Source organism: Pectobacterium araliae (genome assembly GCF_037076465.1).
Classification (GTDB): Bacteria; Pseudomonadota; Gammaproteobacteria; order Enterobacterales; family Enterobacteriaceae; genus Pectobacterium; species Pectobacterium araliae.
In genome coordinates this window covers 4329073-4351067 of sequence record NZ_AP028908.1, presented here as the reverse complement: position 1 = coordinate 4351067, position 21995 = coordinate 4329073, and the positions used below count along the sequence as shown (strand labels likewise).

The following is a 21995-nucleotide window of genomic DNA, read 5'->3' as shown; positions in this document are numbered from 1 at the left end:
TATCAGTCGATTATTTCTTTTTTGGCATTGAGTGATGAGAAAGGTTGTTATGTCTGGCGTGGTTTATGACGTGAATTTATGATAATTATCGTCATCAAACGGGGTGTTTCTCACAATATTTATCAGCCTCCATATTTACCAGGTCAGCACAATCAAACAGGGAACGGACAGCGTGATTCCAGTAGAACGTCATCAACAGATTCTGGCGCTCATCGCCGAGCGCGGCGCGGTAAGTATTAACGAACTGACCGAGCGGTTGGGCGTGTCGCATATGACGGTACGGCGCGATGTGCAAAAGTTGGAGCAGGACGGCCTGCTGCTGAGCGTTTCCGGTGGCGTGCGTTCGCCTGAACGGCTGGCGATTGAGCCATCGCATCAGGATAAATCTGTGATGTTCAGCCAGCAGAAAGAGGCGATTGGCAAGCTGGCGGCGCAGCATATCCCGTTCAATAGCTGCATTTATCTGGATGCGGGCACCACGACGCTATCGCTGGCGCGTGAACTGGCCGAGCGCGACGATCTGCTGATTGTCACTAACGACTTTGCGATCGCGGCCTTTCTGATTGAGTCCAGCCAGTGTCGCATGATCCACACGGGCGGCACGCTGTGTCGGGAAAACCGATCCTGCATCGGCGAAGCGGTGGCGCAGGCGCTGCGCAACCTGTTTATCGACATCGCCTTTATCTCCGCTTCCTCATGGAGCCTGCGCGGGCTGTCCACGCCGAATGAAGACAAAGTCGTGGTGAAACGTGCGGCGGTGGAAGCCAGCAGAAAACGCGTACTGCTGTGCGACACCTCAAAATACGGCCGCATCGCCACCCACCTCACCACGCCGCTCAACGTATTCGACAGCATCATCACCGACGACGGCCTACCGGCCGCCGCCAAAGACGCGCTAGGTAAAATGGGGGTTGAGGTGCTGGTGGCGGGGTGAGGGGGTTGTTTATGTCTGTTTGTCTAACTGGCAAAAATATCCAGACCTTTCTCGTTGATTATATTGAGAAGACGTAGCGCAGCCCCTGAGGGTTTCTTCTCATTCCGTTCCCATTTTGAGACGCTCTCAACGGACATATTGAGAGCGTAAGCTAAAGAAGATTGCGACATTTTATAACGGGAGCGCATGTTCTGAATTTCTGCACCGCTCATTGCGTGAGCTTGCTCGATGCGTTCACGGAATTCCCGTGCTGCAACCCGATTATTAATGCGTTCCATCGTGGTATCAGTGATACCCCCGTGTTCATGCAGGCTTTTCGCCATTTCCTGCAGCTCTTTCATCTTTGCAGCCATCGCATTCCACCTCTCGTAGTTCTTTCACTTTTACCAATTGAGCTATTTGTTGAACGGTGAGTTGAAGTAGGTCACCAGCAATGTCTTTATAAACAGCCAGCTCATCATCCTGAATTTCTTTAACGCCTTTCCTGACCTGATTTTTTTTCCATCCATCGGCAAAAAATAGATTAGAGCCCAGTTTGAAAAAGATGATAGTTCTGGCTCCTGCACTCTTTCCGGCATTCAATGCGATTCGTTTCTTAATCACACCACCGCCAAGGTCACCCTCAAAGCGACCATTCATTACCTCATGAGCAATCTCAAAAAGGTAACTGTCTGAAAGTAGTTTGCTTTTTAGTTTTTTATCGAAGAGCTTCGTTGTGTATACCGCCACGGTTCATCCTTAAACATGACTAGTAATAATAACTATAGTCTAAATTACGGGTTTTCTACAATGGTCGTAATCGTAGTGGCACGAAATAGTATGTTTAATCGGTGCTTTTACCTCTCCCTCTCTTTGTCATTTCTCCGTCATTTTCCAGTTATTTTTCTGTCATACGCGCATGCCATGTTTGTTTTCGCCCAAAAAACGCCGTGATGTTCAGCCAGCAGAAAACGCGTACTCCTATGTGACACCTCAAAATACGGCCGCATCGCCACCCACCTCGCCACGCCGTTCAGCATATTCGATAGCATCATCACCGACGACGGCCTGCCCGCCGCCGCTAAAGACGCGTTAAACAAAATGGGGGTTGAGGTGCTGGTGGCGGGGTGAGAGGGATAGCTAAATTGGGACGGCCTAACTATCGTCTTGAGTCGAATGTGGAAATAAACGTATTATTGTGATGTCGTTAATTAAATAAGCTTATGAAAAACAAAGGAATGTAAATAGTGAGCGTGCGTAGTGAAATTATTGATGGCCGACAAGCCTCTGGTGTGACATATGGCTTGATTTATACCGAGGTGCTAGGGTGGATTGATTTAGGCCATGCGAAAGGGGACGACATTAAGGATATTATTCAACAAATGTATGTCGGAGAGAATACTGAAGACGGAATGCCATACTACGATGTGACATATAAACAAGGCATGATTGGACTCAGAAGAAGTGTCACTATCAGCCGGTTTATTAAATGGCGGATAAAAAAAGGAAGGTCTCCTCAAGAAAGACATCGCATTGCTCTTGCTATGATGCTCACCGTAGCGAAACGGTTTGAATCTATGCAGGCCTCTTTTCCATTCAATTTAGTTACAGATAGTGGATTTAGTGGGGAAGATCTTGTTTCAGATTTATTAGGTTTTTACCGAGTGATTTCTACTCCTAACCCTTTTTATTTATTACGGCCAGTGAGTAAAGAAGAAGCATTAAAACGATGGGATTTCTATGGCCCTATCGGAAATTTTAAAAATATAGGATTCCGACCTATTTTATTTCCGGACCCTGAGCTCATGCCCTATGCTCAACCTCGGTTAGGGTTTCTCCCCTCTGTTATGCAAACAATACAACCTTATAACGACTTTGCGTCAGGAAATGTAGGTATTGCATCCTACGATGGCACTGAACTCACAACAAATCTCTTTAAATAACATGAAAAAAAAGATAATTATACCACTCGTCATATCGATCCTAATTGCCTCTCCGCTTATCTATTATTGGCCTGCATTAGTCATTCTGACTGAAGGGAGTTCTCGCTATTCGGAGCAGGACACCCGACGATATGAAATGCTTACGGACGACATCATTAAAAATAGCCCACGCATTTCTTCTCTCTATGATTTTGGCTATGCAACGGTTGATGGCCCTGCGTTGGAAGTCAGCAATATTACGTTTCAAAACACCAATGACGCGACAAACATACGCGGCTATCTAGCATCGCTTGGTTTTACGCTGAGCTACACAGACGCGACGGGTGAGTATTGGAAGTCGACGGATTCAGATAAAACGATACATATAGGAATCATCAACGATCCTAAAACCGTTATCGTTGATGTTATTCGAAAATAGCCTTGAGTAGGGTATCCAGAGTGTTTAATAGAACCTTATGGTTTCATGCCGTTATTCCACTTCTTACGCCGATTGTCGTCCATGTTTAGTGAAAACCTGTAAAATTTATTTCCTGTAGCATAAGTGAATTCTTTACTTATGCCTCCCTCTGTCACTTTCCCGTCATCTTCCAGTTATTTTTCTGTCATGCGCTCATGTCATGTTTACCTTCGCATAAAAAACGCCGTGATGATGGCGCATTTAATTGATTGCAGGAGACAGGCATGTTCAACAACACAATTCGTAAAACACATGCTATTCGCACCGCCGCGGCGTGTGTGGCATTCGCGCTGATGAGCGCTGGTGCGCAGGCCGCGACAGACATTCCTTTCTGGCACTCCATGGAAGGCGAGTTAGGGAAAGAAGTGAATTCTCTGGCTGACCGTTTTAATAAAGAACACAGCGACGTAAAAATTGTGCCGGTCTACAAAGGCAACTACGAGCAGAGCCTGGCTGCCGGGATTGCGGCCTATCGCGCAGGGAATGCACCCGCTATTTTACAGGTTTATGAAGTCGGTACGGCCACTATGATGGCAAGCAAAGCCATCAAGCCCGTCTATGAAGTGTTCAAAGACGCGGGCATTAATTTTGATGAGTCAGTGTTTGTGCCGACGGTCTCCGGTTATTACACCGACGCGAAGAGCGGCCACCTGCTGTCTCAGCCGTTTAACAGCTCAACCCCAGTGCTGTACTACAACAAAGATGCCTTCAAGAAAGCCGAGTTAGATCCAGAGCAGCCGCCGAAAACTTGGCAGCAAATGGCCGAGTACACCGCCAAGCTGCGTGCGGCTGGGATGAAGTGCGGCTACGCCAGCGGCTGGCAGGGGTGGATTCAGATTGAAAACTTCAGCGCCTGGCATGGTCTGCCCGTTGCAAGCAAGAACAACGGCTTTGACGGCACCGATGCCGTGCTGGAATTCAACAAACCTACGCAGGTCAAACATATCCAGCTGTTGCAGGACATGAACAAGAAGGGTGACTTCACCTATTTCGGACGCAAAGATGAGCCGACCGAGAAGTTCTACAACGGCGATTGTGCTATCACGACCGCTTCCTCTGGTTCACTGGCGGATATCCGTCAACATGCCAAGTTCAACTATGGCGTTGGCATGATGCCGTATGACGCCGATGCGAAAGGTGCGCCGCAGAACGCTATTATCGGCGGAGCCAGCCTGTGGGTGATGGGCGGTAAAGATGCCGCGACCTACAAAGGTGTCGCTGAGTTTATGCAGTTCCTGGCGAAGCCTGAAAATGCCGCTGAATGGCACCAAAAAACCGGTTACCTACCGATCACCACTGCGGCGTATGAGCTGACGCAGAAGCAGGGTTTCTACGAGAAAAATCCCGGTGCGGATATTGCCACGCGTCAGATGTTGAACAAGCCACCGTTGCCGTTCACCAAAGGTCTGCGTTTGGGCAATATGCCGCAAATTCGTACCGTTGTGGATGAAGAATTAGAAAGCGTATGGACAGGTAAGAAGACGCCACAGCAGGCGTTGGATAGCGCGGTAGAACGCGGTAACGCGCTGCTGCGTCGCTTCGAGCAGTCGACGAAGTAATACATTTTTGTCGGGTAATATCGGGCCGAAGGGAATCGGCCTGCTTCTTTTCTGTTTGCAATGAGTTACCGCATGACATCATCCCGCCCCGTTTTTCGTAGCAGCTGGTTGCCCTATGTGCTGGTGTTGCCCCAACTGCTGATTACCGTGATTTTCTTTATCTGGCCTGCTGGTCAGGCGCTGTGGTATTCGGTGCAGAATCTGGATCCGTTTGGGCTATCCAGCGAATTTGTCGGCATGGAAAATTTCAGGCAGCTGTTCAATAACTCTTACTACCTCGATTCGTTTTACACCACGCTGATATTCAGCTTTCTGGTGGCAGGGTTTGGCATGCTGATTTCACTCTTTCTGGCCGCGCTGGTGGACTACGTGATCCGCGCCAGCCGCCTGTATCAGATGTTGATTATCCTGCCCTATGCCGTGGCACCCGCCGTCGCGGCCGTGCTGTGGATGTTCCTGTTTAACCCCGGTCTGGGGCTGATTACCCATTTTCTCGGGCTGCTGGGCTATACGTGGAACCACGCGCAGCACAGCGGTCAGGCGATGTCTTTAGTCGTACTGGCGTCGGTCTGGAAGCAGATTAGCTATAACTTCCTGTTCTTCCTCGCCGCGTTGCAATCCATTCCCCGCTCGCTGGTGGAAGCGGGCGCGATCGATGGTGCAGGGCCGGTGCGGCGGTTCTTCAATCTGGTGCTGCCGATGATCTCGCCGGTGAGTTTCTTCTTGCTGGTCGTCAATCTGGTATACGCCTTTTTCGATACCTTCCCGATTATCGATGCCGCGACGGCAGGTGGACCGGTGCAGTCGACGACCACGCTGATCTACAAAATTTATCGCGAGGGTTTCGCAGGGCTGGATCTGTCCAGTTCGGCGGCGCAGTCGGTGATACTGATGCTGCTGGTTATCGGGTTGACCGTGATTCAGTTCCGCTTTGTTGAACGGAAGGTGAATTATCAATGAAGGTGAATCTATGAAGGTCAATGGCAATGATTGAGAATCGTCGCGGGTTAACTATTTTCAGCCACGTCATGCTGATCGTCAGCATTCTCGCCGTTTTGTTTCCGCTGTACGTGGGTTTTGTGGCCGCCACGCTGGATAATCAGGAAGTCTTTCAGGCACCGATGACGCTCATCCCCGGTTCTCACCTGTGGGAAAATCTGCGTTATATCTGGCTGCACGGCGCGGGCAACAACACCACGCCGTTCGGGCTGATGCTGCTCAACAGCTTCGTCATGGCGCTGGCGATCACGGTGGGCAAAATTACCGTATCGATCCTGTCCGCTTACGCCATCGTTTATTTTCGTTTTCCGCTGCGCAACCTGTTCTTCTGGATGATTTTCCTGACGCTGATGCTGCCGGTGGAAGTGCGTATTTTCCCAACCGTAGAAGTGATCGCGCGGCTGGACATGATGGACAGCTACACCGGTTTAACGTTGCCGCTGATGGCCTCGACGACAGCAACCTTCCTGTTCCGCCAGTTCTTTATGACGCTGCCGGATGAGCTGATGGAAGCGGCGCGTATCGACGGTGCCAGCCCGATGCGTTTCTTCTTCGACATGGTGTTGCCACTGTCGAAGACCAATCTGGCGGCGTTGTTTGTGATCACGTTCATCTACGGCTGGAACCAGTATCTGTGGCCGCTGCTGATTGTCAGCGATGCCAGTCTGGGTACTGCGGTCGCCGGAATCAAAAGCATGATTGCCTCCGGTGATGGCGCGACCCAGTGGAATCAGGTGATGGCCGCGATGCTGCTGACCATGCTGCCGCCGCTGCTGGTGGTACTACTGATGCAGCGCTGGTTCGTTCGCGGCCTGGTCGACAGCGAAAAATAAATCAGGACGAATTTCGGAAACGCTTATGGCATGTTTAAAACTTCAGGCCGTCACCAAGTCTTACGATGGCAAAACACAGATTATCCAACCCATCGATTTGGACGTCGCGGACGGTGAATTCGTCGTGATGGTCGGGCCATCGGGCTGCGGCAAATCGACGCTGCTGCGCATGGTGGCAGGCCTCGAACGCACCACCAGCGGTGATATCTATATTGATAACCAGCGTGTTACCGATCTGGAACCGAAAGATCGCGGTATTGCGATGGTGTTCCAGAACTATGCGCTTTATCCCCATATGAACGTGTTCGACAATATGGCTTATGGCCTGAAAATCCGTGGTTTCGGCAAGACGCAGATTCGTGAGCGAGTAGAAGACGCAGCGCGTATTCTTGAACTGATGCCGCTGCTGCAACGCAAGCCGCGTGAGCTATCCGGTGGCCAGCGCCAGCGCGTGGCAATGGGGCGGGCGATTGTGCGTGAACCGGCGGTGTTCCTGTTCGATGAACCGTTGTCGAATCTGGATGCCAAACTGCGCGTACAAATGCGGCTGGAATTGCAGCAACTGCATCAGCGCCTGAAAACCACCAGCCTGTACGTCACGCACGATCAGGTCGAAGCCATGACGCTGGCGCAGCGCGTCATCGTGATGAACAAAGGGATCGCCGAACAAATCGGCGCGCCGGCTGATATTTATCGCCGCCCGGCATCGCTGTTTGTGGCCAGCTTTATTGGCTCACCCGCGATGAACCTGTGGTCAGGTCGCATTAGCGATGACGGCTGCCGCTTTGAAATCGGCGAAGATATCGCGCTGGCGCTGCCTGAGCCGAAGCCGCAGTGGTGTGGTAAAGCATTGACGCTGGGGGTGCGGCCGGAGCATATTCAGCTGGCGACGCGCGAAGCGGGCGGGATTCCGTTGCAGATTTCAACACTCGAATTGCTGGGCGCGGACAATTTAGCGCACGGTAAGTGGGGCGGGCAGAACGTGATTACGCGACTCTCTTATGAGCACTGCCCTGCGATTGGCTCGACGCTCTGGCTGTATTTGCCGACGTCATCATGGCACCTGTTTGATTCGCAAAGCGGATTACGGATGGGATAATGGAAACACGCTGGCCTTACCCGACCATTGTCGCCCATCGCGGCGGTGGTTCACTGGCACCAGAAAACACGCTGGCGGCGATTGATGTCGGTGCCAGCCTTGGTCACAAGATGATCGAGTTTGACGCCAAGCTGTCGCAGGACGGCCAGATTTTCCTCTTACACGATGACACGCTTGAGCGCACCAGCAACGGCTGGGGTATTGCCGGAGAACTGCCGTGGGACAAGCTGGTCGGGCTGGATGTCGGTGGTTGGTACGGTCATAAATTTGTTGGTGAACGCCTGCCGCTGCTATCGGAAGTGGCAAAACGCTGCGTGCAGTATGGCATGGCGGCCAATATCGAGATTAAACCCACCACCGGGTATGAAGCAGAAACCGGGCGGGTGATTGCGCTGGCGGCGCGTCAGCTGTGGGCCGATCATCCGATCGCGCCGCTGCTATCCTCGTTCTCTATCGAAGCGCTTGAAGCCGCGCAGCAGGCCGCGCCGGAGCTGCCGCGCGGGTTGCTGCTGGATGAGTGGGAAGAAGACTGGCTGGCATTAACACAGCGTCTGGCGTGTGTGTCCATCCATCTGAATCACAAGCTGCTGACGGCAGAACGCGTCGCGGCGCTGAAAGCTGCGGGTTTGCGTATTCTGGTTTATACCGTCAACCAACCTGATCGTGCGCAAATTTTGCTGGATTGGGGCGTTGACTGTATCTGTACTGACCGGATAGATTTGATTGGGGCAAACTTTGCGACCGGCTGAGGTCTGCCTATCGTCGAATGCCGATCGTTTAAAGATCGAGATACCGGGGCTACCACGGTGTGAGGCATCCCTGCGGGAACCTCATCGCCGTGTTTCCCCTATAAAATGCAAACGCATTTTAAATGCCACTTGTGGCAGCCCGTCAGGGCGAGCACGGGTACTGTGCGAGTAAATCCATGCTCATGCTTAAATGACCAGCATTCGCCTATTACCGCATGATCTTTGCTTGCGGGGACTCTTTTTCTGACTTGGTGCCGGTAATAAGGAAGTGGCGTTATGCCCGCATTTATTGTTTCGCTTTGGCACCAGATTTTTCTGTCGTTACCCCTTTTTGTTCTTATCGCGCTCGGTTATAGCCTGATTCGCTACGGTAAATGGCCGACCACCGTGACCGACGGCATGACACGCTTTGTCTTCTCTGTGGCGATGCCCGCCATGCTGTTCCGCCTGATGTCGGATTTCTCTAAACGTCCGGTGGTGGATGCCCGGCTGCTGATTGCCTTTTTCGGCGGCTGCCTGCTGGTGTTTGTCTTAGGCCGCATTGTGGCGCGTAAAGTCTTTCATCTCGATGGCGTCTCCGGCTCGCTGTTTGCGCTGAGCGGCATTTTCTCCAACAACGTGATGTTAGGGCTGCCGATTGCCACGCTGATGCTGGGTGAAGAGGCGATCCCGTCTGTTGCGCTGGTGGTGGTGTTTAACGGGCTTATTTTGTGGACGCTGGTGACGGTGTCGGTGGAATGGGCGCGTAACGGGGCGTTGTCGCTACAGGGCTTCACCAAAACCGCACTGGGCGTGCTGAAGAACCCGCTGATTATCGGCATTCTATCCGGTACTTTATTTAGCCTGACGGGCTTGCCGCTGCCGTCGTATGTCGACCAGCCGCTTTCCATGCTGGGGCAGATTGCCGCCCCGCTGTCGCTGGTGGCGCTGGGGATGGGGCTGGCAGAATACCGCGTGCGTGACGGCTGGCAGATCAGCACGGCAATTTGCACGATTAAACTGCTGGTACAGCCACTGGTGATCTGGGGAATTGCGATTGCGCTCGGCCTGCCGGAAATGGAGACGCGTGCGGTTGTGCTGCTGGGGTCGATGGCGGTGGGCGTCAACGTCTATCTGATGTCGCGCCAGTTCGATGTGCTGGGTGGCCCAGTGGCATCAAGTTTATTGCTATCAACAGCGATGGCGGCGCTGACCACGCCGTTGATTTTAACGCTAATGGGTGTGCGGCTATAAGGCCAACGTAGCATCAAGGGTTCTGATTGATTGGCGGCGGCGGTGTGGTTCTCTGTGACCGCTGCAAATCCTTCTGTAGCTGCTGTTGGCGTTGCTGCTGCAATTGCTGATTACGCTGCTGGAGCTGATTATTCAGCTGTTGCTGCTGCAATTTCTGGCTCTGTTGCATATTCTGCTGCAACTGTTTCTGGCTGCTGATGCCACTTTCAAACTGTTGTTGAGGCGTGGGTGCCTGCGTCGTGTTGGCGCTCGCCAGAAGCGGCAGACTGAGCAGGGTAGCATAGACCAATAATGTCTTAGGGTGTTTCATTCAACCTCCACACAGGCTGTATACCCGCATCGTGTTTTCATCAGTACATTATGCTGATGTATTTCCTTAAGTGTAATCGCTACGGATAAAAACGTCGTGCAGAGTAATCCGTATTCCGCTGCGCGCAGGTTTTGGGTTGCCCAACGGGAATGCGCTATACTGCGGCGGAATTTTTCTTCGTGGCTGACGTTATCTCATGTTCCATATCGCGCTCTATGAACCTCAAATTGCACCAAACACCGGCAATATCATCCGATTAGCTGCCAATAACGGCTGTACGCTTCATTTGATTGAACCGCTGGGGTTTGATTTTGAAGAGAAGAAACTGCGCCGCGCAGGGCTGGATTACCACGATCTGGCGCAGGTTAGCCGTCATAAAAACTATCAGGATTTTCTGGCGGCGGTTCCCGGCAAACGCATCTTCGCCTGCACCACGAAAGGCAGCCGTCCGTATGACCAGCCAACCTACCAGCCAGGTGATGTGTTGCTGTTTGGATCGGAAACGTCCGGTCTACCGGATGAAATTCGTAACGGCTTTGAATCGGATTTCCGTATCCGCATTCCCATGCAGTCCAACAGCCGTAGCCTGAATCTGTCGAATTCCGTGGCGATTATTAGTTATGAAGCCTGGCGGCAGAATGGCTTCGGTGGTTGCCTGTAACCACGGCTTGTTACAGCCTACCCGTGGCGGATTTTTTCAATGGTGGATTTACCAGAAAGACCACTTCCCCGCGATAATACGGTGAAGTGGCAAGGCGCTGTTGCCACTGTGGTTCCCACTTGCCGTTTTGTACCAGCCCTAGCCGGAAAGGCAGGGTTAGCTTCATCAGCGCGGGCAGGTACTCGGCGTAGTTGGTAATCGTGTTGCGTCCCTGATAGGTTTGCACCACGACTTCATCCAACTTGCCCTGTAAGCGGTTAAGCGCCGAGACATCCCCTGTTTTCGACCAGTCGAGCAGCCCGGTAATACTGAGCTGACAATCTTCGGGTAAACGTTCGCGCAATTGCGTCAGAAATGCGACATAACCCGCCAATTGATAACTTTTCGCGTCAAAATCTATCTGAATCCCGACAACGTGATTACCGTGGCGTTGCCATTTTTCCCGTAGCTTTAGCATTCGGTTCAGATGGCGATCGGAAAGGTCCAGCGTGGTCATGCGGAAAGCCAGCCAGACGCGCTTCACGCGTAATTGGCTGGGGGGAACCCCTTGTCGCAGGAAAACGACGTTGCCCTGACGGCGGGCGACTTCTCCCTGATGCAGGTACAACGTCTGTGCCTGATGCAGAATCGGCTGGGGTCGCACTGCGGCCCACAGCCAGAAATCCTGATAGCGCGTCGCGTCGACGGTGGCATCCACCGCGTTGGTGGTTGGATCGGGTGCCGTAACGGGAGCGGCCTGCGTACAGAACGAAAGCAGGCAGGCCAGCATGATTGACGGCGTTACCAGTAATAATCGAGCTTGTCTGCCCACTCGCTGCCTTTGTACTTGGTCTTCAATTGGGTAAACCAGGCTTTGCGTGTTGCTTTGCTGATTTCCTGTGGGCCGCAGTCGTTATAGCCACTTGGTGCATAGCAGTAGACTGCACGATACAGGGCGTAGGTTTTGTCTTCCGGTGGGGCTTTCGGGTCGGCAATCACCCGTACATAACCATCCAGACGGTTATACTCGGTGCCAACGAATTGGGCGGGTGCATTGGTTAACCCACTCAGCATGTTGTTTTCACCCCAGTCGAAACCCACGCTGTTATTGGTTCGCAGGAAAAATTCACCGAGGCAGTTAATCGCACGGGCGTCATTGGGACGTTGGTTTAGCGTTGTGACCACGCTATCCAGCGCTGGACATTGATAGCCTTCTTCGGTGTCGCTGCCATCCCAATCAAAGGTCGTTAGATCTTCCTGATTCCAGCTTTGATTTTCGCTGCTGACCAGCGGTGGGATGTCTTTTCTAAGCTGAACGTCTTTAAGGTAGCTGGCGTAATCACCGTGGGTCAGCGATTTGGTTAACAGCGTATGCAGCGCAATCGCTCGCTCTTCATGGCTCTGCTGCGGGCCTGTTTGCTGACGGAGCAGATCGGCATTGGCGCTGACTTTCAGTACGGCGGAACGGAAGCGCAGGTTTTTCACCGGGCTATCGGCAGCAAAAACGCGCTCTGGGTGGCCTGCCTTGACCAGCGTTTCTGCCAGCGCTAATTGCAGGAACTGATTCTGCGTGTACCCCATTTTAAGCGTTAACAGCTGGCGCCAGTGCGCTTCTGCCTCATCCCAGCGTTCCAGACGCACCAGCGCCCGACCGCGCAGTACTTGCAGGCTGAAACGTACGGTATCGGTGAGATCGCTCGACGGTGTCATGGGAATGCTGTTAACCACAGCGGCGTAATCTTTTTGATTATAAAACAGCTGTGCGGCCTGAAGGTAGCTGAACGCTTCCTGCATATTGTCTTGCTCAAACAGCGGTTTCTGCGCCGCCAGTTCATCGGTGGATAAGGCGGGTAATGCCATCCATCCTTCATCCGAACGCAAGCGTTTGAGATCTTGCACCATCGTCAATGGCGCGCTGCCCGGTGCGCTGGTGAATTGCCGATTTTCCAGCAGCTTGTTGTCGATTTCGTCGCTTAATTCAAGGAGGGTTTCGATGTCGGCGGTGTCGTTCAACTCGTGTTGGTACGTTTTCGCTAAGGCATCCATATCGTTCATGATCCAGTAAGCGCGGCGATATAGCCCGTTAGCAGAATCGATGTATTGCCCCTCTGGATACTGTTTCAGATACTCATCAATATGCTTAACCGCCAACTGTGCCGTGTCTTTATCGGCTTTACTGGCGTCGAACATGTTGTATTCATCTAACGCGTTTTCCATGGCTTTATTGATTGCCACGCGAATTAACATATAGCGTGAGGTTTCTGCGACCCACGGCTGTGGTGATGATACCAACGCCTGAAAACCGTTTTCCGCCTCATCAAAGTGACCCTGATAAAACGCCAGAACCGCGAACAAATAGTGCATGAGCGCGCCAGCGTGCCCTTCGTCCGGCAGACTGACAAGACCCTCGTTCAGCGCTTCTTTGGTATACAACGGGTTGAGGAGATTCACCCGCTGATGCGCCAGCAGCGTGCGTTGTTCCTCGGTGAGCTGTTTGTCTGCCAACAGGACGTCAAAAAACGCTTCCAATGTGGAGAGCGCATTGGAAATATGCCGTCCTTCGTTGTCGTCAGGCGAAAACGTGGAGAGGGTGCCCTGAACGGATAACGGAAGATTCAGCTGCTTCGCTTTGTTGAGCGTCGAGAGATAAGGTGCATCAGCCGTGACATCTTCCCCTGCCTCTGACGTCTGAGGTGTTTCCGTCGCCGCAATCCCCATGACCCGATAGGCTGTGAAAGGGTCGATACGTGAACGCGTTTGATCGGGTAAAGGATGGGGCAACGGAAGCGACATGTTGTGGAGGCGGCTTTGCAGCAGCATCAGGTTCGCGCGCGTGTCATTGCCCGGCTGCAAATAGGGGAGAGCGGATACGCCACATTCCGAGTCGGAAAAGCCGCACACTCCATCGCTGGAACTGAATGCCTGACTGCTCATTAATGCGGTCAGTACGCCAGCCAGCAGCGTTACTCCTTTCATGGTTGGTATCCTTTATTCAACACGGGTCTTGCCTGTTTTCGGCATGAGTGCGATCACTCTACGCAATCGCGTAAAAAACTCAATGCAGAGAAGATAAACAGAACGTGACAGGTACCCGTGTTGGGCACCTGAGAGGAGGTAGCGGTAGGAAAGCGGTTGTCCGATTTAGCGTTGATGCAACGGCAGCCAGATGATTAAGCGCAACCCGCCCAGCGGGCTGTCTTCCGCTTTTACCCACCCTTTGTGCTGCGTAATCGCGGTTTCCACAATGGCGAGTCCCAAACCGCTACCGCCAGATTCGCGGTCACGCGCTTCATCGGTACGGTAGAAAGGGCGGAAAATCTGTTCACGATCTTCCGGGCTAACGCCGGGGCCGTCGTCATCCACCTTGATGGTGATGCCCTGATTATCCACCGAGAAAGCCACTTCGATGTGGTTGTGAGAATAACGTAGCGCGTTGCGCACGATATTCTCCAGCGCACTGTCGAGCGAGGCTGGGTTACCGAAGAGCGTCCACGGCCCCGGAGGGTAAGGAACTTCCAGCGTTTTGCCCACCTGCTCGGCCTCAAAAGCTGCATCGTCCAGCACATTGCCCCACAGTTCATCAGCATGCAGGAACTCGCGGGTCAGTTCATTCTTGTGCTGATTGCGTGACAGCACCAGCAGGTCGTTAATCATGCTGTCGAGCCGCTGCGTTTCCGTCTCGATGCGGTTCAGCTCATTGCCTTCACCCTGACGCCGACGCAATAGCGCCGTTGCCAACTGCAAGCGCGTCAGCGGCGTCCGCAGCTCGTGCGAGATATCAGACAGCAGGCGTTGCTGTGCGGTCACCATCCGTTCCAGCGCACTGACCATTTGGTTAAAGCTGACGCCCGTAGCCTGAAATTCCTGCGGGCCGGATTCCAATTCAGGATGCTGGCGTAAATTGCCTTTGGCGACTTCATCGGCGGCGTGCTTGAGCTTACGTGCGGGTTTCGCCAGGCTCCAGGCGAGCCAGAGCAGCAGCGGTGAACTGATCAACATGGTGAAGATCAGCAGTAGTAGAGGTCGGTCAAACAGCAGGCTAATGAAATCGGACTGCGGGCTACTGGCAGGACGAATCAGATAAAGCTGATAGTTGTCATCACCGTCGCGGATCGCAAAAGGACCGAGAAGCTCAATACGGCCATAATTTTTCTTTTGTGGATGATCGGCGTTATCCGACAACCCGATAAAATTACGCACAATCGGGGTTTCATGTTTCTCTGCGCCAAAGATCCGGCCTTCGCTGGTGACCAGAAAAAGGCGCTGCCCCGGTGGAGCCCATTTCTCCAACACCCAGAACAACCGTAGCCACCAACGCAGATCGTTGGCCGGGGTGTTGGCGAGGTCTGCTTCAATGTGCTGTTCCAGCATGATGCCCTGCCGTTGCTCGTTTTCCAGCAAGGCAGTAAGCTGGCGCGAGTCCAGCTTGGGCACCATCAAAACCAGCATGAGTACCAGCGCCAGCGTTAACCAAAAAATGGCAAAGATACGAGCCGTCAAACTATTGATCATGCAGCTGATACCATCAAATAGCCTCGTCCACGCAGGGTTTTAAACCAGGGCAAGCCGTCTTTACGTTCTGGCAATTTACGCCGCAGGTTCGAGATATGCATATCAATCGCACGATCAAACGGCGTCAGACGTTTGCCGAGGACTTCCTGACTTAAATGCTCGCGGGAAACCACCTGCCCTAACCGCTGCGCCAGCAGATAGAGCAGCGTGAATTCGGTGCCTGTCAAATCCAGTACAACATCGTCAAAGCTGGCTTCCTGTCGTCCGGGGTTCAGACGCAGGCCATCGACCTCCAGCGTTGGCGCGCTGTTATCACCCGCCTGCTGTTGATCGGTCCAGTTGGAACGACGGAGAATCGCGCGAATTCGCGCCACCAGTTCCCTGTCGTTAAAGGGTTTAGGCAGATAGTCATCGGCACCCAACTCCAGACCAAGAACGCGGTCCAGTTCGCTGCCGCGGGCGGTCAGCATGATGACCGGCGTTTGATGCTGCTGTCGTAGCTCTTTTAAGGTATCGATACCGTTTTTCTTCGGCATCATCACATCCAGTAATAACAGGTCAATGGTGTTATCTATTATCTGTAACGCCTGCTCGCCGTCGTAGGCGACAACGACGTTAAAACCTTCCATTTCGAGCAATTCTTTCAATAAAGCGGTCAGCTCTTTATCGTCGTCAACCAGCAGAATTTTATTCATGTTTTCTCTACCTCCAAGGGCAAAATACGACATAGATTAGCGCTATTCCATGACTTTACGTAGTTTTACATCCTCTGACGCATGTTTGCAGCAAGATGCGTAGACTCATGCTCATTGATTCACAAAATGACGTACCGCTCTGGAGAGTTATTGATGCAACAGTTCGCAACCTTATCTCTTGCTTCACTGCTTATGTTAGGCACGTTTACTGCCTTTGCAGCAGAGAGTGGGGACGCTCCGGTGAGCAGCGGTTGGCACATTGATGATGCCGCTACAAAAGGTGCATCCGGTCAGCAAGGTATGTTCGATGGCGTGAGGTTGACCGAGCAACAGCGTCAGCAAATGCGTGATTTGATGCACCAGAGTCGTCAGGACAAACCCGCGTTTAATACTGAAGATATTAAAGCTATGCATCAGTTGGTAATCGCCGAAACGTTTGATGAAGCGGCGGTACGAGCGCAGATAACCCGAATGATGAGTGTGCAGATTGAGCGTCAGATTCAGATGACCCGAGTGCGCAACCAAATGTATAACCTGCTGACGCCAGCACAGAAAGACATTTTAGAGCTGAAGCATAAGCAACGCATGAAAGAGATGCAGCAGCAGATATCCATGTTTAACCAAATGGCCGCGCCAGCACCAGGCACGACAAACCATGCCGAGACAGATAGTCCCGAGTAGTAGTGTAGTAAGTAGTCTGTAAGCGTAGTGTAGTCCGAGTAGTAATGTGTAGTAGGTACACACCCTGTTTTTCCTTGCCATAGACACCATCCCTGTCTTTTCGCCCTCCATGATGGAGGGCTTTTTTTTGGGGTTTTTCAGGAAAACCCTTTAAAAACAATTGCATGTTAAGCGATTACAAGCAATTGCAAGCGGTTAAAATGTGGTCAAAAATGGGCCGTTTTCCGCTAGTGTGGGCAACATGTGGACGTTTTTAAATGCCAGTTTTTCCCGTAATGGCGCGACGAGATTACCGCCATTCGTCATAAGATGGCTGGCATTTAGCGTTGCGTCACACGCGGCACCTTGGTATGATGCGCATAGCGCAACACAAGGATGGGTAAAAATGATAAAGGGCTTTAAACACAAAGGATTAAAGAAATTCTTTGAAACAGGCTCAACGGTTGGGATTGATGCAAAACAGTCTGAAAAGCTCGCTTATCGCCTAGCGGTATTAGATAACGCAAAACAGATAGAAGGTATTAATATTGCTGGGTTTAACCTGCATTCCCTAAAAGGGAACAAGCAAGGGATATGGTCAATCACCGTGACTGGAAACTGGCGTATCACTTTCGAGTTTGTAGGTGGTGATGTCTATATCGTTAATCTGGAGGATTATCACTGATGGGTAAAATGTTTAATCCCCCCCATCCAGGGGGGCTGGTAAAAGAGTCTATGGAGTCACTTGATTTGAGTGCTCGTAGGCTGGCAAAGGCATTGAACGTTGCTCCGTCAACGGTGCAACGTTTGATCGCGAAAAAAGCAGATATATCACCTGAAATGGCGCTGCGTTTAGCGATCGTTCTGGGTGGAACCGCTGACGTGTGGCTGGGAATGCAGCGTGATTTTGACCTGTGGCAAGCGCGTCAATCACTGGATCTGTCTGGCTTGCATCGCCTACAAGTCGCATAACCTATCCCGCGTCTCGTTAAGGCCGCGCCGGTTAGTGCCGATGTATAATCGTGGCCGAGAGAAACACTGATTGCTGATACTTGCCGGTGAGAAAGGGCGGGTATATATCGTTATTATTGAGGTTTTCGCATGAAAAAAGTTACCGTTGCCGCAACACAAATGGCGTGTTCCTGGGATCTGCCCAAGAATATCGAAAACGCTGAAAAACTGGTGCGACAAGCGCATGCAAAAGGCGCGCAGGTTATCCTGATTCAGGAACTGTTTGCCGCACCGTATTTCTGTATCGATCAAAGCCCGGAGCACTATGCGCTGGCGCAGGAGCTGGAAACCAGCCCGCTGATTAAGCATTTTTCCGCACTGGCGGCGGAGCTGAATGTGGTGTTGCCGTTGAGCTTCTTTGAGCGTGCCAATAATGCCTATTACAACTCGCTGGTGATGATTGACGCAGATGGTTCCGTGCTGGACGTTTATCGCAAAACGCACATTCCTAATGGTCCGGCGTATCAGGAGAAGCAATTTTTCATTCCGGGCGATACCGGCTTCAAAGTTTGGCAGACACGCTACGCGAAAATCGGCGTGGGTATTTGCTGGGATCAGTGGTTCCCGGAAACCGCACGCAGCCTGGCGTTGCAAGGCGCAGAGCTGATTTTTTATCCGACGGCCATTGGTTCCGAACCGGCTTACCCGGATATCGACAGCCAGCCGCACTGGACCCGCGTTCAGCAAGGTCACGCCGCCGCGAATCTGGTGCCAGTGATCGCCTCCAACCGTATCGGTACGGAAGCCAGTAAATACATCGACGGTCTGGAAATGACGTTCTACGGTTCATCTTTCATTGCCGATCAAACGGGTGCGCTGCTGGCACAGGCCAATAAAACGGATGAAGCGATTCTGGTGCATGAATTTGATTTAGAAGCCATTGCGGCACAGCGTGCCTCATGGGGCCTGTTCCGCGATCGTCGCCCGGAAATGTACGGCACGATTGCCAGCTCTGACGGTAAGACCCGGAGATAAGTGATGCCACAGTTAGCGACTTCCCCTCTCACCACGCCGCAGCAGGATGGTTTTGTGATGCCTGCCGAATGGGCTCCGCATGACGCCGTGTGGATGATTTGGCCGTATCGTACCGATAACTGGCGCGAACAGGGCGTTCCGGCGCAGAAAACGTTCGCGCGGGTGGCGGAAGCCATCGCCCAGAACACACCCGTTATCATGGGCGTGCCTGCACGTTACATGGCGGATGCGCAAAAAGTCATGCCAGTAAATGTTGCACTGGTGGAAATGGAAAGCGACGACGCCTGGATGCGCGACACCGGACCAACCATCGTGCTGAATCAGGCTGGCGAACGTCGGGGTATCGACTGGCAGTTCAACGCCTGGGGCGGCGAGCTGGGCGGTCTGTATGAAGACTGGCATCAGGATGAGAACGTCGCTGCACAGGTGCTGGACTATCATCAGACGGCACGCTATGCCGCTCCGCTGATTCTGGAAGGTGGCTCGATCCATGTCGATGGTGAAGGCACGCTGTTGACCACAGCAGAATGTTTACTCAATCCGAACCGTAACCCGCACCTGAGCAAGGCGGAAATCGAACAGCTGATGCGTGATTACCTCAGCATCTCGACGATTATCTGGCTGGAAGAGGGCGTGTACAACGACGAAACTGACGGGCATATCGATAACATGTGCTGTTTCGTGCGTCCCGGTGAAGTAGCACTGCACTGGACTGATGATGAAAACGATCCGCAGTATGCACGCTCTATGGCCGCTTATCGTGTGTTATCTACGGCCAAAGATGCTCAGGGTCGACAGTTGAAAATCTGGAAATTACCTGCCCCCGGTCCGCTGTATGCGACCAAAGAGGAAGCGCAAGGCGTGGACAGTGGAGATGCCGTTGAGCGCCTTGCGGGTTCTCGTCTGGCAGGGTCTTATGTGAATTTCCTGATCAGCAATCAGCAGATCGTTTTCCCACTGCTGGACGAGAAGACGGACGAGGTTGCACGCGACCTGCTGCAACAGATGTTCCCTGGTTATCTGATTAGTGGCGTGCCTGCGCGGGAAATCCTGCTGGGCGGGGGAAATATTCACTGCATTACGCAGCAAATCCCTGCGGTGAAGTAAGCGTTGTGCTGCCATAAAAAAGCCGGTTGGCGCGATAGCGTGAACCGGCTTTTTTGATTAGACAAACGTGTGTTCGTCTTTTTCTATAAACAAACGCTTAGCCGCGTTTCGCCTCGGCTGCGGCTTTCACGATCACGGCAAAGGCGTCAGCTTTCAGTGAGGCACCGCCAACCAGCGCGCCGTCGATGTCCGGCTGGGTGAACAGCTCTGCGGCATTCGCTGCGTTAACCGAACCGCCGTACTGGATGATCACTTGTTCGGCAACGGCAGCATCTTGCTTGGCGATATGGCCACGGATGAATTTGTGAACGGCCTGAGCTTGCGCTGGGGTGGCAGATTTGCCCGTGCCGATGGCCCATACTGGCTCGTAGGCCACTACGGTGTTTTCAAACGCTTTCGCGCCCAGTGTATTCAACACGGCATCCAGTTGACGTGCACAGACGGCTTCCGTCTGACCCGCTTCGTTTTCTGCTTCAGTTTCGCCAATACACAGTACTGGAATCAGACCCGCATCTTTCAGCACGCCAAATTTCTTGGCAACGAATTCATCGCTTTCTTTGTGGTAAGTACGGCGCTCTGAGTGGCCGATGATGATGTACTTCGCACCGATGTCTTTCAGCATCTCGGCAGAGGTTTCACCGGTGAAGGCACCAGAAAGGTTTACGTCAACGTTCTGTGCGCCCAGTGCAAGGCGGCTGCCTGCCAGTTGATGATTAGCCTGATCGAGGTAGAGGGCAGGTGGTGCAATCGCTACGCCACAGCCGTCAACGGTGCTGAGCTCTTTACGCAGACCCGCGATCAGTTCGTTGACCATGTGAGTGCTGCCGTTCAGCTTCCAGTTACCCATAACTAATGGATGTCGCATCTTTTTTCCTCCAGCCGGAATCGCGAATGAATCAATATGTTAATAAATCAAGGTATTAATGAACCGATGCATAAATTTTACTGCCTTCAGGCAGTATGACCTGCCCACAGTATAGAGACGAAATGTGACCGTGGCTCTGTTTTTCGTCATGAACTACCGTGTTGATCACGGTTCAGATAGCGTTAGCTTAATCGGTTCAACAGCAAAAGTTAGCCCTTTTTCGCCATCATCTGCAACCACATAACGCAAAGCGCCTTCCGTTTGTTGATAAAAGCGCTGTCCCTTGCCTTTTTCCAGCAGTCCGGTGACTTTTTTCACACTCTGTTCTTCCGTCAGCGAAGGGGCGAACGTGCGTGCCAGCGCTGCCATATAGTCGATAGCCTGTTTGCGGCGCGCTGCGGTTTCTTGTTCGCTCTGCGGCTGCGGTAGTAAGGTGATTTGCAGCGTTTTGATTTTCCCGGTGCCTTTCTCCAGCGCGGTTGAGGCATAGAGGTGGTCGTTGATCCGGCTGGCCGCGCGGGTCAACATGCTGGTGATATTACCGGTGTCGACAACCCGAAATTCACCGATCGACAGCGTAGGGTTGCTCAGGTTGTAGCGAGAACGGAATTGTGTGATGGTTTGATCGAAGGTGGGGGCACCGGCTAGCAGGTATGGCACATTGGATGACGTTTTGGGCGGAAACGTCGGATCGGCACCCGCGTGAGTCTGGTACAGCACCAGCGATGATAAAACCAACAGTGAAGCGATGCGTTTTCGTGTCATAGGGATTCGGGTCAGCCACTTCAGAAGATGTCCAGGCCGATAACGGCAGAATACGTTCGATTAAAGCGGCATTTGTACGTCGTTGTCAAAAATAGTACGTCGTTGTGAGAGATCGTGCGTGGTTGTCAAAAATCGCGTAAAAATTGCAGGTAAACACCCCGGTTGAGGTAAAATCACCCACAATAAATACAGATTGATTCGGCCAGACAGGCTAACAATTCAGGGCGTTATCGTTAATGACATTACAGCAATGGTGCTTCTCGTTTAAAGGCCGTATTGGTCGTCGTGATTTCTGGCTCTGGATGGGGATTTGGGTAGCGCTGATGGCGGTATTGTTTACGCTTTCTGGTCAACATTGGCTGGATACGCAACTGACGGCGTTTGGTTTAGTGGTCTTATTGTGGCCGACGGCGGCGATGATGGTAAAACGCCTGCACGACCGTAACAAAAGTGGCTGGTGGGCGCTGCTGCTCGTGGTGGCGTGGGTATTGGCCTCAGGAAATTGGACTATGTTCTCCGCCATCTGGCAGTGGGGCGTTGGTCGCTTCTTGCCGATCCTGATTGTCGTGATGATCTTGCTCGACTGCGGTGTTTTTCTGGGAACAAAAGGAGAAAATCGGTTTGGCGCAGAGGCGGAGCCATTTCGCTTCCGCCGCTGATTGGGAATAAT

At 52.4% G+C, this 21995-nt stretch carries 25 protein-coding genes and 1 pseudogene; 17 read left to right on the top strand and 9 right to left on the bottom strand.

The genetic code is table 11. The features are described 5' to 3' along the window. Positions 1-172 precede the first annotated feature (172 nt). Positions 173-934 carry a DNA-binding transcriptional repressor YgbI gene (gene ygbI / locus AACH44_RS19795; protein WP_261849540.1) on the top strand — a complete coding sequence of 254 codons (762 nt, stop codon included), beginning with the start codon at positions 173-175 and terminating at the stop codon, positions 932-934. Positions 935-957: 23 nt separating this feature from the next. Here the strand turns inward: ygbI and AACH44_RS19790 are convergent, their stop codons facing one another. Further along, positions 958-1287, bottom strand: a complete 330-nt coding sequence (locus tag AACH44_RS19790; protein ID WP_010303241.1) for a helix-turn-helix domain-containing protein — start codon at positions 1285-1287, stop codon at positions 958-960. Beyond that, positions 1238-1663, bottom strand: coding sequence for a type II toxin-antitoxin system RelE/ParE family toxin (locus AACH44_RS19785; RefSeq protein WP_224718407.1), 426 nt, complete (start codon positions 1661-1663; stop codon positions 1238-1240). Before AACH44_RS19785 ends, AACH44_RS19790 begins: the two co-directional genes overlap by 50 nt. Positions 1664-1873: 210 nt before the next feature. On the opposite strand from AACH44_RS19785, the pseudogene AACH44_RS19780 reads away from it, so the two are divergent. The 9 genes and pseudogenes from AACH44_RS19780 to AACH44_RS19740 all read left to right on the top strand — a co-directional run. Further along, positions 1874-2044: pseudogene (locus AACH44_RS19780) on the top strand (DeoR family transcriptional regulator); the annotation flags it as partial. A gap of 116 nt (positions 2045-2160) precedes the next feature. Next, complete coding sequence (locus AACH44_RS19775; protein ID WP_338659416.1) at positions 2161-2856, top strand: hypothetical protein; 696 nt, start codon at positions 2161-2163, stop codon at positions 2854-2856. Between the two features lies 1 nt (position 2857). Next, positions 2858-3274 carry a hypothetical protein gene (locus AACH44_RS19770; RefSeq protein ID WP_338659627.1) on the top strand — a complete coding sequence of 139 codons (417 nt, stop codon included), beginning with the start codon at positions 2858-2860 and terminating at the stop codon, positions 3272-3274. A 263-nt stretch (positions 3275-3537) separates the two neighbouring features. Next, positions 3538-4872, top strand: a complete 1335-nt coding sequence (gene ugpB / locus AACH44_RS19765; protein WP_261849537.1) for a sn-glycerol-3-phosphate ABC transporter substrate-binding protein UgpB — start codon at positions 3538-3540, stop codon at positions 4870-4872. Between the two features lie 72 nt (positions 4873-4944). Continuing rightward, positions 4945-5832, top strand: a complete 888-nt coding sequence (ugpA, locus tag AACH44_RS19760) for a sn-glycerol-3-phosphate ABC transporter permease UgpA (RefSeq protein ID WP_261849536.1) — start codon at positions 4945-4947, stop codon at positions 5830-5832. A 26-nt stretch (positions 5833-5858) separates the two neighbouring features. Further along, a complete protein-coding gene (gene ugpE / locus AACH44_RS19755; RefSeq protein ID WP_261849535.1) occupies positions 5859-6704 on the top strand; it encodes a sn-glycerol-3-phosphate ABC transporter permease UgpE in 846 nt (281 codons plus the stop codon). 25 nt (positions 6705-6729) lie between these two features. After that, positions 6730-7803 carry a sn-glycerol-3-phosphate import ATP-binding protein UgpC gene (locus AACH44_RS19750; protein ID WP_261849534.1) on the top strand — a complete coding sequence of 358 codons (1074 nt, stop codon included), beginning with the start codon at positions 6730-6732 and terminating at the stop codon, positions 7801-7803. Further along, entirely contained in the window at positions 7803-8552 is a 750-nt protein-coding gene (ugpQ, locus tag AACH44_RS19745) for a glycerophosphodiester phosphodiesterase (RefSeq protein WP_261849533.1), read from the top strand. The genes AACH44_RS19750 and ugpQ overlap by 1 nt, the downstream gene beginning before the upstream one ends. Positions 8553-8828: 276 nt before the next feature. Next, positions 8829-9785: an AEC family transporter gene (locus tag AACH44_RS19740; protein WP_261849532.1), complete on the top strand. Its 957-nt coding sequence runs from the start codon at positions 8829-8831 to the stop codon at positions 9783-9785. A 13-nt stretch (positions 9786-9798) separates the two neighbouring features. Here the strand turns inward: AACH44_RS19740 and AACH44_RS19735 are convergent, their stop codons facing one another. Then, positions 9799-10095: a hypothetical protein gene (locus AACH44_RS19735; RefSeq protein WP_261849531.1), complete on the bottom strand. Its 297-nt coding sequence runs from the start codon at positions 10093-10095 to the stop codon at positions 9799-9801. Positions 10096-10291: 196 nt separating this feature from the next. Here AACH44_RS19735 and AACH44_RS19730 point away from each other — a divergent pair, with 196 nt between their 5' ends. Next, positions 10292-10756 carry a tRNA (cytidine(34)-2'-O)-methyltransferase gene (locus AACH44_RS19730; RefSeq protein WP_261849530.1) on the top strand — a complete coding sequence of 155 codons (465 nt, stop codon included), beginning with the start codon at positions 10292-10294 and terminating at the stop codon, positions 10754-10756. Between the two features lie 10 nt (positions 10757-10766). Here the strand turns inward: AACH44_RS19730 and AACH44_RS19725 are convergent, their stop codons facing one another. The 4 genes from AACH44_RS19725 to cpxR all read right to left on the bottom strand — a co-directional run bounded on the left by AACH44_RS19725 (position 10767) and on the right by cpxR (position 15942). Beyond that, positions 10767-11567: a DUF3142 domain-containing protein gene (locus AACH44_RS19725; protein WP_261849529.1), complete on the bottom strand. Its 801-nt coding sequence runs from the start codon at positions 11565-11567 to the stop codon at positions 10767-10769. After that, the gene (locus AACH44_RS19720; RefSeq protein ID WP_261849528.1) at positions 11537-13711 is read right to left on the bottom strand and encodes a hypothetical protein; all 2175 of its coding nucleotides are present in this window, start codon (positions 13709-13711) and stop codon (positions 11537-11539) included. Before AACH44_RS19720 ends, AACH44_RS19725 begins: the two co-directional genes overlap by 31 nt. A gap of 165 nt (positions 13712-13876) precedes the next feature. Beyond that, complete coding sequence (cpxA, locus tag AACH44_RS19715) at positions 13877-15247, bottom strand: envelope stress sensor histidine kinase CpxA (protein WP_261849527.1); 1371 nt, start codon at positions 15245-15247, stop codon at positions 13877-13879. Then, a complete protein-coding gene (gene cpxR / locus AACH44_RS19710; RefSeq protein WP_137741535.1) occupies positions 15244-15942 on the bottom strand; it encodes an envelope stress response regulator transcription factor CpxR in 699 nt (232 codons plus the stop codon). Before cpxR ends, cpxA begins: the two co-directional genes overlap by 4 nt. 153 nt (positions 15943-16095) lie before the next feature. On the opposite strand from cpxR, the gene cpxP reads away from it, so the two are divergent. The 5 genes from cpxP to aguA all read left to right on the top strand — a co-directional run bounded on the left by cpxP (position 16096) and on the right by aguA (position 19695). Then, positions 16096-16623, top strand: a complete 528-nt coding sequence (gene cpxP / locus AACH44_RS19705) for a cell-envelope stress modulator CpxP (RefSeq protein ID WP_261849526.1) — start codon at positions 16096-16098, stop codon at positions 16621-16623. A gap of 385 nt (positions 16624-17008) precedes the next feature. Further along, positions 17009-17287, top strand: a complete 279-nt coding sequence (locus AACH44_RS19700; RefSeq protein WP_261849551.1) for a type II toxin-antitoxin system RelE/ParE family toxin — start codon at positions 17009-17011, stop codon at positions 17285-17287. After that, positions 17287-17574 (top strand): HigA family addiction module antitoxin, encoded by a 288-nt coding sequence (locus AACH44_RS19695; RefSeq protein ID WP_261849525.1) that lies wholly within the window; start codon positions 17287-17289, stop codon positions 17572-17574. The genes AACH44_RS19700 and AACH44_RS19695 overlap by 1 nt, the downstream gene beginning before the upstream one ends. 129 nt (positions 17575-17703) lie before the next feature. Then, positions 17704-18588 (top strand): N-carbamoylputrescine amidase, encoded by an 885-nt coding sequence (aguB, locus tag AACH44_RS19690; protein WP_011095743.1) that lies wholly within the window; start codon positions 17704-17706, stop codon positions 18586-18588. 3 nt (positions 18589-18591) lie between these two features. Continuing rightward, the gene (gene aguA / locus AACH44_RS19685; protein ID WP_261849524.1) at positions 18592-19695 is read left to right on the top strand and encodes an agmatine deiminase; all 1104 of its coding nucleotides are present in this window, start codon (positions 18592-18594) and stop codon (positions 19693-19695) included. Between the two features lie 97 nt (positions 19696-19792). Here the strand turns inward: aguA and tpiA are convergent, their stop codons facing one another. Both tpiA and AACH44_RS19675 read right to left on the bottom strand, forming a co-directional pair. Beyond that, on the bottom strand, positions 19793-20560 hold the full coding sequence (gene tpiA / locus AACH44_RS19680; RefSeq protein WP_261849523.1) for a triose-phosphate isomerase: 768 nt from the start codon (positions 20558-20560) through the stop codon (positions 19793-19795). Between the two features lie 165 nt (positions 20561-20725). Continuing rightward, a complete protein-coding gene (locus AACH44_RS19675) occupies positions 20726-21325 on the bottom strand; it encodes a YiiQ family protein (protein ID WP_261849522.1) in 600 nt (199 codons plus the stop codon). A 236-nt stretch (positions 21326-21561) separates the two neighbouring features. On the opposite strand from AACH44_RS19675, the gene AACH44_RS19670 reads away from it, so the two are divergent. Beyond that, complete coding sequence (locus AACH44_RS19670; RefSeq protein WP_261849521.1) at positions 21562-21984, top strand: DUF805 domain-containing protein; 423 nt, start codon at positions 21562-21564, stop codon at positions 21982-21984. The last annotated feature ends 11 nt before the right edge of the window (positions 21985-21995 follow it).